Genomic DNA, 17,345 nt, shown 5'->3' on the forward strand with positions numbered 1-17,345 from the left:
TGGTTGGCACGGAGGCGCCCATCCACTGGTGGGTGCCAACCGTTGGTTGGCACGATGGCGTGCATCCACACCGACGGCGTTACCATGGCGCCATGACCACTCCGTTCTCCGCCCTCGACCACCTGCACATGGCCAACGCACTGCGCCTGGCCGAGCGTGCCGCTTACACTACCCGCCCCAATCCGATGGTCGGCTGCGTCATCGCCCACGGCGAGCGCGTGGTCGGGCAGGGCTGGCACCAGCGTGCCGGCGGCCCGCATGCCGAAGTGTTCGCGCTGCGCGAAGCGGGCGACGAGGCGCGTGGCGCTACCGCCTACGTCACCCTGGAACCCTGCGCACACTACGGCCGCACGCCACCGTGTGCGCTTGCGCTGATCGAAGCGGGTGTATCGCGCGTGGTCGCTGCCATGCGCGATCCGTTTCCGCAGGTCGATGGCGGTGGCTTCGACCTGCTGCGCGCGGCGGGCATTGAAGTCGCCGAAGGTTTGATGGCCGCGCAGGCGCGCGAATTGAACAAGGGCTTCCTGTCGCGGGTGGAGCGCAACCGCCCGTGGCTGCGGGTGAAGCTGGCCGCCAGCCTGGATGGCCGCACCGCGATGGCCGATGGCACATCGAAGTGGATCACTGGCGCGGCCGCACGCGAAGACGTGCAGCACTGGCGCGCACGCGCGGGCGCCATCCTGACCGGTGCCGACACCGTGCTGGCCGACGACCCGATGCTGACCGTGCGCCTGGCCGACACCGAGGTGCTGCCGCCACTGCGCGTGGTGCTGGATTCGCGCCTGCGCTCGCTGGAGTGCAGCCGCGTGCGCGAGGGTGGGGCGCCAACGTTGTACCTGCACGATGCGGCGGTGAGCGCACCGGATGCAGCCGATGCCGAGTTCGCCAGTGTGCCCAGCGTGGATGGGCGGTTGGATCTGGGCGCCGTGCTGGCGCTGCTGGCCGAGCGCGGCATCAACGAAGTGCATACCGAAGCTGGTGCCACCCTGGCCGGTGCGCTGCTGCGCGGCGGCTGGGTGGATGAGCTGCTGCTGTACCAGGCGCCAACGCTGCTGGGTGACAACGGTCGACCGCTGCTTGCTGGCCTGGGCATCGACGCGATGGAGCAGCAGCGTCGCTTGCGCGTGGTCGATCAGCGCCAGGTGGGCCAGGACCTGCGGTTGCTGCTGCGCGCGTGACACTCCGGTGGGCGCCGACCTTGGTCGGCGCTGGGGCGCCCATCCACGCATGGCGTGGATCTACTCGTCTTCCAGCAGCGCCATCGGCACCGTCGATTGCAGTACCTGTGTGAGCGACACACAGCGCCCGAGCAGCTGCAGCCAGCGGCCGTCATTATTCGGGCAGCAGCAGACGCTCCACCCACACGTGCAGCGGGGGCAGATCCTGCGGTATCCAGGGATCGCTGTCGCTGTTGCGTGCCAGGATCACCTGATGGGTCTGTGCGCGGCTGGGCGCGTGCTGCAGGCGGGTGATGGCCGCGCGCACATCCGACAGCGCATCGTGCTCGCTATCTGCACCGGCCGGCGCAGCATCGCCCTGCGCGGCCAGATCGGGCATCTGGCAGGTGTAATCAACAATGGCGATCTGCAGGCCGTCGTTGTCCCGGCGCTCGCTGCCCGTGCTGCGGCAGTGGGTCTGCTGCAGTGCCAGCGCGATCTGCCGTGACAGCTCGCGGCCCAGCCGGGTGCGCGCATCGTCAGCCGGCGTATCGCCCAGCACCACCCGGTCCACTGCATCTTCCCAGCGTTCATTGCGCAGCGGCGCGCCCGTCAGCTGCGAGACCTGCGCGGCGGCGTCTGCATCGCCCTCCAGCATGAAGCGCGCGAACAGGTCAAAGCTCTGTTCCGCCGTGGGAAGCGCAGGCTGCGCGGACGCAGAGAAAGCCATGAACAACAGGGCAAATGGCAGGCGTGGCAACGGGCAGACTCCGTGACGGGAAAAGATCGGGCGCGGCATCAGTCCGCATCGTCGGGCAGGTGTTCGTTCCATTCGAAAATGGGGGCCAGTAGTGTGGCCGCCAGCCCCCATCGATTCAGCGCCGACACGTCACGCGCATTCGTCGGTCCACATCATTTCGGCCACCGGGCGCAGTGCCTTGCATTCCTGCGTCATTGCCTCGGCCGACTGCACCTGCGCCTTGGCCTTCAGTTCCTCGGCCATGGCATCCACGCCGCTGATCTGGTCCGGGGCGATCTTCGCCACGCAGCTGCGGTGCTGCTGCAGCAGCAGGTCGCAGCCCGGTACGCCGGTCACCTTCGGTGCATCGGCAGCGGCGGCGTCCTGCATCCATTCGTCGAACGGTGCCAGCGCGCCCACCACCGGGCCGATCAGATCGTCGAAGTTGGCGCTGTACCAGAACGCGCCGTCCTTGGCCGTGTACAGCTTCAGGCTGCCGGTGATCGGCTGGCGCGGGCCGCTCTGCAGGGCTTGGGTGTAGGCCTGGGTGAAGCGGATGCGCGTGGCCGGGGTGCCTTCGGCCAGGCTTTCGGCGAACAGCGGGCGCACGCTGGACAGATCCACCGCCTGGCAGCGGAACTGCACCGTGGCGATCTTCTGGTCATCCACGTATTCGTTGTCTTCCACCTGGCTGCCGGTGGCGCGGCACTGCGAACCCTGCAGGGCCTTGGCGTACATCGCCTCGGCGGCGGCCGGGTCGGCCTTGGCGCCAGCGCCAGCCAGCACCACCTGCCACGGTTCGGCCAGCGCCTTGGCCAGCGCACCGGCCGGCGGGCTCAGCGCGTCTTCGCCGTCGAAGGCCGGCTTCAGCGCTTCGTTCAAGCGGACGGTGGCCGCCGTGTCATCTTCCAGCAGGGCGCGCGCGTACAGGTCGAAGGTCTGTTCGGGGGTCAGCGCGGCCGGGGCGGCGCCGGCCAGCAACGGGGTGCCGATCAGCGCGGTGGCCAGCAGGGTGCGAAGGGGGGTCTTCATGACGGATTTCCTGTTCCAGAGGCGCGCAAGCCTAGCCGATCCGCATGAAAAAAAACGGGCCCCTTGCGGGGCCCGTTCGATCACACGACGAGGATCGAGCAATCAGAAGCTGGCGCGCACGCCGGCGGAGAACTGGGTGACGTCGCGGTAACCGGCCACTTCGCCCACCAGACCCCAGGTCTTGGTGAAGTTGATCTGGCCGCCGACCGAGCCGACCCAGGTGCCTTCGAATTCATTGCCACCGTCCATGTAACCGGCCTTGATCCAGGCTTCGGTCATGCGCGACGGCTTGCCACGCAGGCCCATGGTGGCGCGCACCAGATTGGTGTGGTCCTTGCTGGTCAGGCGGCCGAAGTCCACGTCCTTCACGGTCAGCTCGGCCTGCTGGCGCACCCAGGCGATGTCGGCGGTGTAATCCACGCGGTCGCTGAAGGGCATGTGGTAGCCGATGCCCAGCTCGGGCTGGTTCAGTTCCAGCTTGAAGGTGCCGTAGGTGTAGTCGTAGGACTTGCTGGCGTAGTTCCAGGCGCCGAACACGTGCACCTGCTCGGCCAGCGCGATCGAACCGCGCAGGTAGCCGCCGTCGATCTTCGGATCATTCAGGTCGTCGTCGCTGGTCTTGAACTGGGTCCAGCCACCTTCAACGTAGGTGTAGCTCAGGGCTTCGGCCTGGGCCGACAGCGGGGCAACGGCCAGCAGGGCGGCCACGATCAGAATCTTGCGCATGGAAGTTCCTGTAAGAATTTCAGTCCATTGGCGGGATACCGTCGTGGCAGCCCGTGGCGACGTCATGTCGTCCGAACCGGGAGTTTAATGAAAAATTTACAGATTGCGAGCGACGCCCGTCACAGCTGGGGGCGGTGAGTGGGGCCCCCGTGGGGTCAGAGCCCATTGCTGCGCAATGGGATCCGACCCCAGGGGAACCCCGTTCAGTCTGGGCTGGTACACTAGGCGGGCCGGTTCGCCGGTACACAAACGTCTTCAGGGCGGGGTGCGATTCCCCACCGGCGGTAGGTGCGCAAGCACGAGCCCGCGAGCGCCCCGGCCCACGGCCGGGGGTCAGCAGATCCGGTCCAATGCCGGAGCCGACGGTATAGTCCGGATGAAAGAAGACGGTGCCACAGGGCCTTCGCGGCCCTGCGCCCGCCTGTTTGCCTTGCGGCGTTTTTCGCTCACTTTCCGCGGAGAACGTTACTTGTTTACTGGAATCATCGAAGGCGTCGGCCGTCTGGCCGCGCGCGAAGCCATCGGCGGCGATGTCCGCTTCACCTTCAACGTCGGCAGCCTGCCGTTCGACCACGTGCAGATGGGCGAGAGCATCGCCATCAACGGCGTGTGCCTTACCGTCATCGCGTTCGACGCCAGCAGCTTCCAGGCCGATGCGTCCACCGAGACCCTGGGCCTGACCACGCTGGGCCAGCTGGCCGAAGGCGCGGTCATCAACCTGGAACGCGCCATGCGTCCGACCGACCGCCTCGGCGGCCATCTGGTCAGCGGCCACGTCGATGGCCTGGGCCAGGTGCTGTCCATCCACGAAGATGCCCGTGCCCAGCGCTGGCGCTTTGCCGCGCCGGCGGCGCTGCGCCGCTATATCGCCAAGAAGGGCTCGATCTGCGTGGACGGGGTCAGCCTGACCGTCAATGAAGTGGACGATGAAGGCTTTGAAGTCGCGCTGATCCCGCACACCGTGGCCAATACCGCGTTCTCCGCCACCGGCGTGGGCAGCGCGATCAATCTGGAAATCGACCTGGTCGCTCGGTATGTCGAGCGGCTGTTGGGTGAAGGAGCCCGCGCATGAACTTCGCCCCCATCCCCGAGATCCTGGAAGACATCCGCCAGGGCCGCATGGTCGTCATCGTCGATGACGAGGACCGCGAGAACGAAGGCGACCTGATCATGGCCGCCGAGCTGGTCAAGCCGTCGGACATCAACTTCATGGTCACCCACGGCCGTGGCCTGGTGTGCCTGCCGCTGACCCGCACGCGCGCGGCCGATCTGGGCCTGGCGCCGATGGTGCAGTCCAATACCGCGCAGTTCCAGACCAACTTCACCGTCAGCATCGAGGCGGCTGAAGGCGTGACCACCGGCATTTCCGCCCATGACCGCGCCCACACCATCCGCACCGCGGTGAAGCCGAACGCGAAGCCGGCCGACCTGCACCAGCCGGGCCACATCTTCCCGCTGATCGCCCAGCCTGGCGGCGTGCTGACCCGCGCCGGCCACACCGAAGCCGGCGTGGACCTGACCATGCTGGCCGGGCTGGAACCGGCCGGCGTGCTGGTGGAAATCCTGAACCCCGACGGCAGCATGGCGCGCCGCCCGGAACTGGAAGTGTTCGCCCGCGAGCACGGCCTGAAGATGGGGTCCATCGCCGATCTGATCGCCTATCGCCTGGCCACCGAAAAGACCGTCGAGCGCGTGGACGAGCGCGAGATCGACACCGAATTCGGCCCGTTCAAGCTGGTCACCTACCGCGACCGCATCGCCCACGACCTGCATTTCGCCCTGGTGCGTGGCACCCCGGCGGCCGATACCCCCACCCTGGTGCGAGTGCAGGTGGAAAACCCGCTGGCCGACCTGCTGCACTGGCGCCGCGACGATTTCGGCGTGGCCGCCACCGATGCGCTGCGCGCCATTGCTGCAGAAGGCGCCGGCGTGATGGTGGTGCTGTCGGCCCCGCGCGACGGCGAAGCCCTGCTGGCCCGCCTGCGCCAGCAGCCGGCGCCGGTGGTGACGGGCAAGGACAAGGACGTGGGCCAGTGGCGCCGCAACGGTGCCGGCGCGCAGATCCTGTCCGATCTGGGCCTGGGCAAGCTGCGCGTGCTGGGTACCCCCCGCCGCCAGGTCGGCCTGGCCGGCTATGGCCTGGAAGTGGTGGAGACGGTGACCCTGTAAGGGGGGCCCGATGGGGTCGGAGCCCGCGGCGCGGGATCCGACCCCGGTAGCGCCGGGCCATGCCCGGCCGATGCCAGGCCCCCGCCAACCACGGCCGGGGCCCATCCACGCTAGAATTACCCCCTTATCGAACCCCCAAGCCGCTTATGAGCCACTACGAAGGCGATCTTCGCACCCCTGAAACGGCGCGCTTTGCCATCCTGGCCAGCCGCTGGAACGCCCGCATCACCGATGCGCTGGTCGCTGGCGCCCGCCAGAGCCTGGCCGGCAATGGCATCACCGAAGCCAGCATCGACGTGATCCGCGTGCCGGGTGCCTGGGAACTGCCGCTGGTGGCCGCGCGCCTGGCCGCCGCCCACGAACACGCCGCCATCCTCACCCTGGGTTGCGTGATCCGTGGCGACACCCGTCACTACGAACACGTGGCCGACCGCTGCGCCGAAGGCCTGATGCGTGTGCAGCTGGATTTCGGCGTGCCGGTGCTGAACGGCGTGCTGGCGGTGGAACGTGTTGAAGACGCCGAGGCCCGCGCTGGCGGCAGCCACGGCAACAAGGGTGAAGAAGTCGCACTCGCTGCATTGGAAATGGTCAACCTGCTGGAGCAACTGCCATGAACAAGAACACCCAGGGCAAGCCCTCCGGTAAACCCGTCCGCCGTGATGGCATCGATCCGGTGCTGCGTTCGCGCGCCCGCCGTCGTGCCGTGCAGGCCCTGTACGCCTGGCAGATTTCCGGCGGCAACGCACAATCGCTGATCGCCCAGTTCGCCCACGAACAGGCCCGCGAAATCGCCGATCTGGCGTATTTCGAAGCGCTGGTGCATGGCGTGCTGGACAACCGTCGTGACATCGACGAAGCCCTGGCGCCGTACCTGGACCGTGGCATTGAAGAAGTAGACGCCATCGAACGCGCCGTGCTGCGCCTGGCCGGCTACGAGCTGCGCTACCGCCTGGACGTGCCGTACCGCGTGGTCATCAACGAAGCCATCGAATCGGCCAAGCGCTTCGGTTCCGAGCACGGCCACACCTACGTCAACGGCGTGCTGGATCGTGCCGCCGTGGAATGGCGCAAGGTCGAATCGGGTCACTGATCCGGTTCTGCCCCTGGCGGATGCCCTGACACCGCCTCTGGTGGGTGCCCCGTCACCACCTCCGGTAGGTGCCAACCTTGGTTGGCACTGACGCCTGATATCGCCATTACCTCGGGAGCACGCCATGTCCCTGGCCGAATTCGCCCTCATCGACCGCATCCGCGCCCGCACCGTCGAGCGCGACGACATCGTGCTGGGCATCGGTGATGACGCCGCTCTGCTGCAGCCCCGTGCCAATGAGCAGCTGGTGGTCACCGCCGATACGCTCAACAGCGGCGTGCATTTCCCGGCCGAAACCCCGGCCTTCGATATCGGCTGGAAGACGCTGGCGGTCAATCTTTCCGATCTGGCCGCAATGGGCGCGCGCCCGGCCTGGTGCACGCTGGCGCTGTCGCTGCCGGAGACCAGCGAAGAATGGATCGAGGCTTTCGCCGATGGTTTCTTTGCACTGGCCGACCAGCACGACATCGCCCTGATCGGTGGTGATACCACCCGTGGTCCGCTGTCGCTGACGGTGACTGCCATGGGCCAGGTCGGCCGCGGCCAGGCACTGCGTCGTGACCGCGCGCAGGTTGGTGATGACATCTGGGTCAGTGGCACCCTGGGCGATGCCGCCGGTGCGCTGCGTCTGTGGCAGCAGGGCGCATTGAACGTGGCCACGGCCACGCTGCTGGCGGACTACGAGAGCCTGCGCCTGCGCCTGCTGCGACCGACGCCGCGGGTGACCCTGGGCCTGCGTCTGCGTGCGTTCGCGCATGCGGCGGTGGATGTGTCCGACGGCCTGCTGGCCGACCTGGGCCATATCGCCACGCGAAGCGCGGTGGCCGCGCATGTCGATGCCGATCTGTTGCCGGTTTCCAACGCGCTGCGTGAGTTGCTGGGGCGCGACGGTGCACGTGACTGTGCATTGCGCGGGGGGGATGACTACGAACTGTGCTTCACCGCCGCGGCCAGCCAGCGCGATGCGCTGCACTACCTGGCCGAATCGCTGGACCTGCCGCTGACCCGCATCGGACGTATTGCCGAAGGGCAGGGCGTGCATGTGGATGGCGAAGCCGCCGACGGCGGTTACCAGCACTTCGCCTGAGCGAAGACGCCGGGCATGGCCCGGCGCTACCGCGCTGTTGTGGTAGGTGCCAACCTTGGTTGGCATGCCGTCTCGTTCTGCATATGGTCTTGCGGCCATGTCAACCAAGGTCGGCATCTACCAGAAGCGGTGCAGCTTTCGCTCATGCTGCGTGCACTTGCAAACCGACATATTCGGCCAGCCCACGGCAGGCCAACAGCACGCCTTCTCGCACATCGTCGCCCACCTGTTGATCCGGATCGCCGTCCACGCGGACACGCTCGATGGCGTGCAGCAGTTCCAGCAGTAGTGTCAGCCCGGCATTGGCGCGGTCGAGGCGTGCCATCGCGACGCCATGGCCTTGGGTGCGGGTTTTCCAGGGCCACGGTCGCCCGTCGGCGGCTTCCACGTGGCGAATGCGCTGCAGGCAACCGAGCAGGGTGATGCCTTCGTCGGTCTGGGCGCTCATCGTGCTGCCCAACGTGGTTTCCAGCGCTTTGGCCAGGTCATCCGGCAGGCGTTCAACGGCATCGCCCAGAGTGGCGAACAGATAGGGATAGAGCGAAGAAGTCATGGCGGCATCCTTGTGCTGATGGCAAAGGGCCACCCTCACGCTGGGCGAGGGCGGCGGACGGTGCGTGGTTGCAATACCGGTGATTAGCGTCGCCAAATGCCGGCGGGCACGAGGCCCCCACGCACCGCCCGCCAAAGACGCGCGGACGGATTGCCTGCCGGCGCCGCTGAACAGAAAAGGCGGCGCCGGCAGGCAAGCGTAAACGACACTAATCAAACGGGATTGCAAGCCCGTGCCACCCGTTGTCGGTGGCGCCTCATGATGGGCACGAAGGTGCCGCTGTACCAATCAGAAAAGTTTCAAATTCGAAATTTCTGCAATCTGCATGCATGCGCAGCGTGGTCGTGCAGGATGAGGCGATTGCGTCAAATCTCGTGCAGCGTCCTTGTAGAGCCGAGCCATGCTCGGCTTACCGCGCGAAGCGCGGAATTCTTCGCGATCTGACCGGAGAGCAGCCGAGCATGGCTCGGCTCTACAGAAAGCGCATCGTGCACAGTGGAACGGCGCCGGATTGCTCCGGCGCCGTTTTTGTTTCATTACCAGCGGTATGCCACAGATAGATTGCCAGTTGCTTCGCGGTACCCACTATCACCGCGCATCACGCCGAAGCCACCCCAGGCACTGAAACCGGAACGGAATTCCACCCGTGCACCCGCGCTCAGTTCATAGCGGTTGCGCGGAATGCCGGCCTTCAGCACTTCGTCGTCAAAGGCGATGCCATTACCCGCGCCATCGCGGTACCAGTTGGCCGCCAGGTACGGGCTGACCGAGGCACCCGCGGCCGAGCGCGACTCACCCTGCAGGCGCAGGCCGGCGCGACCAGACAGGCCGTTGTTGCCCGCTGCACGCACCACCGTGCCGTTGGTTTCGGTATGCACATCCGTCTTCGCATCGGTGTAGACCAGCTGCAGCTCCGGCTGCAGGCTCAGCGCGGTGTTGCCGATCTGGCCGATGCCGAAGCGGTAGCCGGCTTCCACCGAGGACTGCCAGATATCCGAGTCGTAGCGTTCCTCGGCCAGGCCATCGCCCTGCACGCGGTTGCGGAACTGGCCGCGCTGCACGTTGGCATCCACATACAGCGCGTCGGTGCGCCAGTTGCCGTACACGCCCAGTGCGCCACCTTCCAATTCGCCACGCGCGCGGTAGCCGGTAACCTCCGACTGTGAGGTGGTGCGGCTGCGTGCAGCGGTGCCCATCACGCCGACGCGGCCACGGCCGTCATCGAACGCGCCCAGGTCCGCCCCCAGCTGCAGGCGCGCGCGCTGCACGCGCAGGTCCAGCTGATCGTCTGCGGCCGACCACCGGCTCTGCGTGCTGCCGATACTGGCCCAGCCGCTTACGCCCTCGGCGTCGGTGTGCTGACGTTCGGCTGCCGAATGACGCAGTACCTCGCGCAGCGCGAACTGGTTGGCCAGGTAGGCACCGGCCTCCGGGCGCAGCACCGGCGTGGGCGGATCGACCGGGTCCACCGGGTCGATCGGCTTGCACTCCGGCAGGGTGGGGTCTGCCACGCAGGGGTCCGGCGTGGTCGCCAGTTCCGAGCGCAGGTACCAGTTGCCGTTGGCATCCTTCACCAGGAAATACTCGTACTGGCCGCCGACCGCGCGGCCCATCAGGTCGAACTGCGCATTGGACGCGCCGCCGATGTCGATCAGCTCGATGCCGCGATCCGTTTTCGCACCGGCACCGCCGGCATTGAGCACACGCACATGGGCCTGGCCGTCGGCATCGCCGGCAATCACCAGCCTGTCGGTGGCCGAGGTGTCATCGCCCAGCGCAGTGTTGAACACCAGCGTGCCGCCCTGGCCGCTGAAGCTATCCAGCGCCAGCGTGTTGAACTGCGCGCCACTGCCCAGGCCCACGGTGCCGGTCGCGCCCAGGGCGAGGTGGCCAACGCTGCTGTCGCCGGTCATCAGCCAGGTGCTGTTCTGGTCGATGGACGCGGTGGTGACGTTGCTGAAGCGGCCGTCGATCTGTGCGTGGTTGCGCATGCTCACCGCCAGCAGGCTGTTGGGTGCTGCTGCCACGTCGCGGGTCACATCGCCGATGAGTCGAGCGTTGTCCACCGAGAAGTTGACCACAGTCCGGCCGTTGCTCGGCGAACTTGTAAGGCTGCCCACCCGTAGCAGGTGGCCGTCACCGCCGAAGAGCTGGGCGCCATTGACGACGTTGATATCGACGGTTGAACTGCCCAGCGCGGTGACACGTATGGCAGCGCCGCGCGTCGACTGCAGGGTGGACGCATCCACGTTCAGGATCGTGGTGCCACGCAGATCGGTGCGGCCGAGCAGATAGGCGGCATGGTTGTCGCCCTGCACATGCGAACCGTTGATCACGTCCGCCCGGCCCCCATTGCCCATACGAATGCCAACGCCGCGATTGAACGCGTTCGCATCAGCAGCGACCTCGCTTGCCCGAACCTCGGTGGAGTCGATCACTGCGCGGCCATGGCCATCCAGCATGTCGATACCGATCGTGCGCACCGGGTTGGGGGGGACACCGTGCTCCGGCGAGACCAGTACCCGACTGCCTTGCAGGTGCAGCGATGCCGCTTCCCCCATGATGATGCCGCCGCCGCGGACGGTGCTGTTCAGGGCCGTCAGCGTTGCGCTGTCGTGCAGTGCAAGGGCATAGGGATAGTTGCCGCCATCCTCGCCCTTGTCCACGGTGGCACCATCAAGGCGGACCACGGAGGTGTCACGGACCGTGATACGGAAGGTCGAGCCCCCGGTGACGAACAGCCGCGAGCCACTGCGCAGATTCCAGAATTCAGCTGGGTCATCCTGAAGGACTTCAGCGGATTCGTTGTCCAGGTTGCGTGCAATGGCAGTTAGCGGAAGTGCCAGCATCGCCAGCAGCAGGCCACGGGTGAGCGGGCGCATGCGCGGCGGCACACGAGGGGTGTGGGGGATCATCTGAGGTCCTTTGAGTGTGGAAGACGGCGAAGGCCGAGCCCGGTCCTGGCCGGGGGCGAAGTCTCCGCCGCTGCGCAGTGCGCTTCCATGCAACAAATCTGAAAATCGCGGAACTTCAACAGATCATCAGCGACAGTGTTCATGCTCAACCGTTACGACGACAGTTGATGACGGCTTCAACGCGAAGATGAGGCACTCGGCCAGCCGACCGGTGCCGCCGGTGACCTCGTATAGGGTGCGGAAGTGCGAATCACGACACCGTGCCCGGCGTTGTCCCCGGAGTCCGGGCTGGAGGCATGATGTCGAGTCGGGGTGGATCCCTCCCTTGGGCGGGAGAGGGATCCGACCCTAGAGCGCTTTACCAGCGGTACGCCACAGACAGATTACCGGTTGCCTCGCGATACCCACTGTCACCGCGCATCACACCAAGCCCGCCCCAGGCACTGAAACCGGAACGGAATTGCACCCGTGCACCCGCGCTCAGTTCATAGCGGTTGCGCGGAATGCCGGCCTTCAGCACTTCGTCGTCAAAGGCGATGCCATTGCCCGCACCATCGCGGTACCAGTTGGTCGCCAGGTACGGGCTGACCGAGGCACCCGCGGCCGAGTGCGATTCACCCTGCAGGCGCAGGCCAGCACGGCCCGACAGGCCGTTGTTGCCCGCTGCACGCACCACCGTGCCGTTGGTTTCGGTATGCACATCCGTCTTCGCATCGGTGTAGACCAGCTGCAGCTCCGGCTGCAGGCTCAGCGCGGTGTTGCCGATCTGACCGATGCCGAAGCGGTAGCCCGCTTCCATCGACGACTGCCAGATATCCGAGTCGTAACGCTCCTCGGCCAGGCCGTCGCCCTGCACGCGGTTGCGGAACTGGCCGCGCTGCACGCTGGCATCCACATACATGGCGTCGTTGGCCCAGTTGCCGTACACGCCCAGCGCGCCACCTTCCACCTTGCCGCGTGCACTGAAGCCGGTCACGTCCGAACGCGAAGTCGCGCTGCTGCGTGCGGCGGTACCCATCACGCCGATGCGGCCACGGCCGTCATCGAACACGCCGATATCCGCACCCAGCTGCAGGCGCGAGCGGTCCACGCGCAGGTCGAGCTGATCATCCACCGCGCCGAGCTTGCTCTGGGTGGCGTCCACGCGGGCCCAGCCACGGATGCCGTCCGCCGCAACGGCGCCGCCCTGACGATCGCGGTAGCTGTGGCGCAGCATCTGGTCCATCGCGAACTGGTTGGCCAGATAGGCGCCGGTTTCCGGGCGCAGGATCGGCAGCGGCGGCTCCACAGGGTCAACAGGGTCAACAGGATCGACAGGATCGACAGGATCGACAGGTTTGCACTCCGGCAGGCTCGGGTCCACCACGCACGGGTCTGGCACGGTGGCCAGCTCCGAGCGCAGGTACCAGTTGCCATTGGCGTCCTTCACCAGGAAGTACTCGTACTGGCCGCCCACGGCGCGGCCGACCAGATCGAACTGCGCGTTGGACGCGCCGCCGATGTCGATCAGCTCGATGCCGCGATCGGTCCTGGCGCCGGCACCACCAGCATTGAGCACGCGCACGTTGGCCTGGCCGTTGGCATCGCCAGCAATCACCAGCTTGTCGGTCAGCGAGGTGTCGTCGCCGAGCTGCGTGTTGAACAGCAGGGTGCCGCCGTTGCCGGTGAACTGGTCCAGGTTGAGGGAGTTGAACGCGCTGCCGTTGCCCAGCGCCACGGTGCCGCCGGCGCCCAGAGTGAGGTGGCCGACAGTGCTGTCGCCGGTCATCAGCCAGGTGGCATCGCTGTCGATGCTGGCCGTGGTGACGTTGAGGAAGCGGCCGTCGATCTGGGCTTTGTTGCGCAGGATCACGTCCAGGCTGCCGTTGGTGACGGAGGTCCGGTCGAAGGTGAGGTTGCCTGCCAGGCGCGAATCATCAACGGTGAAGTTCACTTCCGTAAGTGCACTGCTGGTGTAGTCAGCCCCCACCAGCAGTAGATTGCCGTCGCCACCGTCCAGATGAGCGTTGTTGACCACGGCGATGTCGTAGGTGTTGTCGGTCAGTGGCATCACCTGCACGGCGGCGCCGCGCCCGGATTGCAGCAGGGAGTCATCGACAGTCAAGCGGACAACGCCGGTTCCATTGGCTGCGCCCCACAGCAGGGCGCCCACGTTTGCACCGGTGACGCCGGAGCCGTTCACGATGTCGATCGCGCCCACCTGCAGGCGCACGCCCAGGCCGCTGGCGTACGGCGACGGTCCACCAGGGGCGTCCTGCACATCGATGCGGCTTGCGTCTATCCGCGCGTAGGGGTTGGCGCCGTTGGTGGTGGCAAGGTTGATCAGATCCACACCGATCGCCTTCTGGGTGGTGGGAACCAATTGGTTGGTGTGGACGATGACGCTACCGCTGACCAGCCGGGCCGATGCGCCCGGGCCATCCAACGTGATGCCCCCGCCGGTGAATCGGCTGCGGGTGGCATCCAGAGAGGCACTGCCATACAGATTGATGGCACTCTGGGAAGTGGCGGCCAGTCCCGTACGATGCACCTCTGCACCGTCCAGGATGATGGAGGAGGTGTCGCTGGCGGCGATCTGGTTGCTACGCGCGCCGGTCACAGTCAGCTTCGATCCGTTGATCAGGGTCCAGGCCTCGACCGGATCGCCAGCGACAACGTCGGCCGTCTGGCCATCAAGGTCCCCCGCCAGTGCGGCGGCGGCGGGCAGGGTCGCCAGCGCGATCAGCAGGCTGCGGAGGAGCGGGCGCACGGTGGGCCCGCAGGTTGAGCGGGTATCGGGGGCGATCTGCATGGATGAATCCTTGTGTCAGGGAGGGAGACACGCGCCACCACACCGGGCCAACCGTATTCAGGTCAGGAGCCGTATTGCCTCGGTTCCTGTGAAACTCCCGTGAGGATGGGGACTCAAAGCGATAGCACGTGTCTTTGTTGGCCGCAGTGTCACGGCCAGCGCTCCGCCATCCCATGCAAAAAGTTGCAAAGCGCGCTCAACACCCGGCATCGCTTCAGGCACTGTGCAGGACTGCGACACGGTGTCGCAGGTGCGTTGCAGCACGTTCATTCGCCGCGGATCGTATAGACGTGCCAGGTCCGGCAACACTTTGCCCGGGGTTGAGAATCCCGTGCGGGTCCAGTGCGGCCTTGATCGCGCGCATCGTTGCCAGCGTGGCCGGGGTGAACGCCTGCGCGATGAGAATGAAGGCTACGCGGAAAAATTTTGTAGAGCCGAGCCATGCTCGGCTTGCCGCGCAAAGCGCGGCACTCTTCATGATCTGATCGGAAAGCAGCCGAGCATGGCTCGGCTCTACAGAAAGCGCATCGCGCGTAGTGAAACGGCGCCGGGTGCTCCGGCGCCGTTCTCTTTCCATTACCAGCGGTAGGCCACCGACAGATTGGCGTTGGCTTCGCGATACCCGCTGTCACCGCGCATCACACCAAACCCGCCCCAGGCACTGAAACCGGAGCGGAATTCCACCCGTGCACCTGCACTCAGTTCATAGCGGTTGCGAGGAATGCCGGCCTTCAACACTTCGTCATCGAAGGCGATGCCATTGCCCGTACCATCGCGGTACCAGTTGGCCGCCAGGTACGGACTGACCGAGGCACCCACGGCCGAGCGCGATTAGCCTTGCAGGCGCAGGCCGGCACGGCCGGAAAGACCACTGTTGCCCGCCGCACGCACCACGGTGCCGTTGCTCTCGGTATGCTCGTCGGTCTTGGCATCGGTGTAGATCAGCTGCAGTTCCGGCTGCAGGCTCAGCGCGGTGTTGCCAATCTGGCCGACGCCGAAGCGGTAACCGGCTTCCACGGACGACTGCCAGATGTCCGAGTCGAAACGTTCCTCGGCCAGGCCGTCGCCCTGCACGCGGTTGCGGAACTGGCCGCGCTGCACGCTGGCATCCACGTACATCGCATCGTTGGCCCAGTTGCCGTACACGCCCAGCGCACCACCTTCCACCTTGCCGCGTGCACTGAAGCCGGTCACGTCCGAGCGCGAAATGGCGCTGCTGCGTGCCGCAGTGCCCATCACGCCGACGCGGCCACGGCCGTCATCGAACACGCCGATGTCCGCACCCAGCTGCAGGCGCGAGCGGTCCACGCGCAGGTCGAGCTGGTCATCCACCGCACCCAGCTTGCTCTGCGTGGCGTCCACCCGGGCCCAGCCACGGATGCCGTCCGCCGCCGCGGCGCCGCCCTGGCGGTCGCGGTAGCTGTGGCGCAGCATCTGGTCCAGTGCGAACTGGTTGGCCAGGTACGCGCCGGTTTCCGGGCGCAGGATCGGCGTGGGCGGATCGATCGGATCGATCGGATCGACCGGATCCACCGGCTTGCACTCGGGCAGGGTCGGGTCCACCAGGCACGGGTCCGGCGCGCCACCCAGTTCCGAACGCAGGTACCAGTTGCCATTGGCGTCCTTCACCAGGAAGTACTCGTACTGACCGCCCACGGCGCGGCCGACCAGATCGAACTGCGCGTTGGACGCACCGCCGATGTCGATCAGCTCGATGCCACGATCGGTCTTGGCACCGGCACCGCCGGCATTGAGCACGCGCACGTTGGCCTGGCCGTTGGCATCGCCGGCGATCACCAGCTTGTCGGTCAGCGAGGCGTCGTCGCCCAGCTGGGTGTTGAACAGCAGCGTGCCGCCGTTGCCGATGAACTCGTCCAGGTTGAGGGTGTTGAACGTGCTGCCATTGCCCAGTGCCACGGTGCCGCCCGCGCCCAGGGTGAGATGGCCGACGTTGCTGTCGCCGGTCATCAGCCAAGTAGCATCGCTGTCGATGCTGGCGGTGGTGACGTTGATGAAGCGGCCGTCGATCTGGGCTTTGTTGCGCAGGGCGACATCCAGGCTGCCATCAATCGTTGCGGCTTCGAAGCTGATATTGCCGACCAGACGCGCGTTATCCACGTTGAAGCGCACATGGCTGGCCCCCGGGGTAGTGCTACCGGTGCGGGAATCCACCTGCAGCAGATTGCCATTGCCCGCGATCAACTGTGCGCCGTTTGCCACGGTGATCTCGAAATCGGCAGCCCGGTCGCCGGCCACGCGGATGGCCGCGCCGCGGCCGGAGCGAATGGTGGAACCGTCAATACCCAGGCGTAGCGTGTCGGGCGTATAGATCGAGCCGTACATCAGCACGCCCACGTTGTCGCCGTCGATTTCCGAACCGTTGACGATGTCCACGCGCCCATTTTCCATGCGCACGCCCAGACCACTGGAAATATCGCTGCCGCTTGTCGTGTCCTCCACGCGAACATAGGTGGAGTCCAGAATGGACCAGGCACCAGGCAAGGGAATGCCGCCGGGGGTGCTGCCAAGAGTCAGACCGATGCTGAGTGGATTACTTGGCAGCAGGCCGTCGGCAGCGGTGACAAGAATGCGGCTGCCAATCAGGTGCGCCGAAGAGGAACCCTGGACCAGGATGCCGCCGCCACGGATCGTACTGAACTCTGATTCGAAACGTGCCGTTCCGTCCAGTTCCACTGCTCGCTGGTGGGAGCCGCTGCGGTTGATGGTGGCATTCCGTGTGGTCACGCGTGAATCAACGGCACGGATGTTGTTGGTCTGCCCACCCGTCACGTTCAATATCGCATCGTTGCGCAGCGTCCATTCTTCAATCGGGGCGCCGTCATTGACCGTTCCCACGGTACCGTCCAGATCACCGGCCCAGGCGCCGGCCAGCGGCAGCATGCAGAGTGCGAGAACGATGCCACGCGCCAGCGGGCGTTGATGAGGATAAGCAGTCCGGGTGCGATGACGGTTCATGGTCTTGTCCTTGCTGGGAAAGAGTCGACACAGGGAGTCGTTCAGGCGCTCGTTCACGGACGTGGCCTTTTCGGCCTCTGCGCGTGAGCGTGATGGGCCTAAGCAGGCAC

At 66.3% G+C, this 17,345-nt stretch carries 13 protein-coding genes, 1 pseudogene and 1 riboswitch; of the genes and pseudogenes, 6 read left to right on the top strand and 8 right to left on the bottom strand.

Annotation, left to right across the window (positions count from 1 at the left end; genetic code table 11):
- Positions 1-92 precede the first annotated feature (92 nt).
- Positions 93-1,178, top strand: coding sequence for a bifunctional diaminohydroxyphosphoribosylaminopyrimidine deaminase/5-amino-6-(5-phosphoribosylamino)uracil reductase RibD (ribD, locus tag C1933_RS03170; RefSeq protein ID WP_108752155.1), 1,086 nt, complete (start codon positions 93-95; stop codon positions 1,176-1,178).
- Positions 1,179-1,332: 154 nt separating this feature from the next.
- On the opposite strand, the gene C1933_RS03175 is transcribed toward ribD, so the two are convergent.
- The 3 genes from C1933_RS03175 to C1933_RS03185 form a co-directional block, all read right to left on the bottom strand.
- Positions 1,333-1,917, bottom strand: a complete 585-nt coding sequence (locus tag C1933_RS03175; protein WP_159093941.1) for a hypothetical protein — start codon at positions 1,915-1,917, stop codon at positions 1,333-1,335.
- Positions 1,918-2,046: 129 nt separating this feature from the next.
- A complete protein-coding gene (locus C1933_RS03180; protein WP_108752157.1) occupies positions 2,047-2,928 on the bottom strand; it encodes a hypothetical protein in 882 nt (293 codons plus the stop codon).
- 102 nt (positions 2,929-3,030) lie between these two features.
- Positions 3,031-3,654, bottom strand: coding sequence for an outer membrane beta-barrel protein (locus C1933_RS03185; protein ID WP_108752158.1), 624 nt, complete (start codon positions 3,652-3,654; stop codon positions 3,031-3,033).
- Between the two features lie 247 nt (positions 3,655-3,901).
- Positions 3,902-4,046, top strand: a riboswitch (FMN riboswitch).
- Positions 4,047-4,123: 77 nt separating this feature from the next.
- Here C1933_RS03185 and C1933_RS03190 point away from each other — a divergent pair.
- From C1933_RS03190 to thiL, 5 genes are all read left to right on the top strand, one after another.
- Positions 4,124-4,726, top strand: a complete 603-nt coding sequence (locus C1933_RS03190) for a riboflavin synthase (protein WP_108752159.1) — start codon at positions 4,124-4,126, stop codon at positions 4,724-4,726.
- The gene (gene ribB, locus C1933_RS03195; protein WP_108752160.1) at positions 4,723-5,823 is read left to right on the top strand and encodes a 3,4-dihydroxy-2-butanone-4-phosphate synthase; all 1,101 of its coding nucleotides are present in this window, start codon (positions 4,723-4,725) and stop codon (positions 5,821-5,823) included. The genes C1933_RS03190 and ribB overlap by 4 nt, the downstream gene beginning before the upstream one ends.
- Before the next feature lie 146 nt (positions 5,824-5,969).
- The gene (ribH, locus tag C1933_RS03200) at positions 5,970-6,437 is read left to right on the top strand and encodes a 6,7-dimethyl-8-ribityllumazine synthase (protein ID WP_108752161.1); all 468 of its coding nucleotides are present in this window, start codon (positions 5,970-5,972) and stop codon (positions 6,435-6,437) included.
- On the top strand, positions 6,434-6,913 hold the full coding sequence (nusB, locus tag C1933_RS03205) for a transcription antitermination factor NusB (protein WP_108752162.1): 480 nt from the start codon (positions 6,434-6,436) through the stop codon (positions 6,911-6,913). The genes ribH and nusB overlap by 4 nt, the downstream gene beginning before the upstream one ends.
- A 124-nt stretch (positions 6,914-7,037) precedes the next feature.
- Positions 7,038-8,000, top strand: a complete 963-nt coding sequence (gene thiL / locus C1933_RS03210) for a thiamine-phosphate kinase (RefSeq protein ID WP_108752163.1) — start codon at positions 7,038-7,040, stop codon at positions 7,998-8,000.
- A gap of 142 nt (positions 8,001-8,142) precedes the next feature.
- Here thiL and C1933_RS03215 read toward each other — a convergent pair whose 3' ends face one another.
- The 5 genes and pseudogenes from C1933_RS03215 to C1933_RS20450 all read right to left on the bottom strand — a co-directional run bounded on the left by C1933_RS03215 (position 8,143) and on the right by C1933_RS20450 (position 17,235).
- Positions 8,143-8,553 carry a hypothetical protein gene (locus C1933_RS03215; protein WP_108752164.1) on the bottom strand — a complete coding sequence of 137 codons (411 nt, stop codon included), beginning with the start codon at positions 8,551-8,553 and terminating at the stop codon, positions 8,143-8,145.
- Positions 8,554-9,089: 536 nt separating this feature from the next.
- A complete protein-coding gene (locus tag C1933_RS03220) occupies positions 9,090-11,468 on the bottom strand; it encodes an autotransporter outer membrane beta-barrel domain-containing protein (protein WP_108752165.1) in 2,379 nt (792 codons plus the stop codon).
- Between the two features lie 358 nt (positions 11,469-11,826).
- A complete protein-coding gene (locus C1933_RS03225) occupies positions 11,827-14,259 on the bottom strand; it encodes an autotransporter outer membrane beta-barrel domain-containing protein (RefSeq protein WP_108752166.1) in 2,433 nt (810 codons plus the stop codon).
- 214 nt (positions 14,260-14,473) lie between these two features.
- Complete coding sequence (locus C1933_RS03230) at positions 14,474-14,737, bottom strand: FAD-linked oxidase C-terminal domain-containing protein (protein WP_234414644.1); 264 nt, start codon at positions 14,735-14,737, stop codon at positions 14,474-14,476.
- A 98-nt stretch (positions 14,738-14,835) separates the two neighbouring features.
- Positions 14,836-17,235: pseudogene (locus C1933_RS20450) on the bottom strand (autotransporter outer membrane beta-barrel domain-containing protein).
- Positions 17,236-17,345 lie beyond the last annotated feature (110 nt).

This window comes from Stenotrophomonas sp. ZAC14D2_NAIMI4_6 (assembly GCF_003086875.1).
Classification (GTDB): Bacteria; Pseudomonadota; Gammaproteobacteria; order Xanthomonadales; family Xanthomonadaceae; genus Stenotrophomonas.

Bases quoted from the DNA above. Each gene is read 5' to 3' on its own strand.
- C1933_RS03180 (WP_108752157.1), bottom strand. From the start codon at position 2,928: ATGAAGACCCCCCTTCGCACCCTGCTGGCCACCGCGCTGATCGGCACC.
- thiL (WP_108752163.1), top strand. From the start codon at position 7,038: ATGTCCCTGGCCGAATTCGCCCTCATCGACCGCATCCGCGCCCGCACC.
- nusB (WP_108752162.1), top strand. From the start codon at position 6,434: ATGAACAAGAACACCCAGGGCAAGCCCTCCGGTAAACCCGTCCGCCGT.
- ribH (WP_108752161.1), top strand. From the start codon at position 5,970: ATGAGCCACTACGAAGGCGATCTTCGCACCCCTGAAACGGCGCGCTTT.
- C1933_RS03230 (WP_234414644.1), bottom strand. From the start codon at position 14,737: ATGAAGAGTGCCGCGCTTTGCGCGGCAAGCCGAGCATGGCTCGGCTCT.
- ribD (WP_108752155.1), top strand. From the start codon at position 93: ATGACCACTCCGTTCTCCGCCCTCGACCACCTGCACATGGCCAACGCA.
- C1933_RS03185 (WP_108752158.1), bottom strand. From the start codon at position 3,654: ATGCGCAAGATTCTGATCGTGGCCGCCCTGCTGGCCGTTGCCCCGCTG.
- ribB (WP_108752160.1), top strand. From the start codon at position 4,723: ATGAACTTCGCCCCCATCCCCGAGATCCTGGAAGACATCCGCCAGGGC.
- C1933_RS03215 (WP_108752164.1), bottom strand. From the start codon at position 8,553: ATGACTTCTTCGCTCTATCCCTATCTGTTCGCCACTCTGGGCGATGCC.
- C1933_RS03220 (WP_108752165.1), bottom strand. From the start codon at position 11,468: ATGATCCCCCACACCCCTCGTGTGCCGCCGCGCATGCGCCCGCTCACC.
- C1933_RS03225 (WP_108752166.1), bottom strand. From the start codon at position 14,259: ATGCAGATCGCCCCCGATACCCGCTCAACCTGCGGGCCCACCGTGCGC.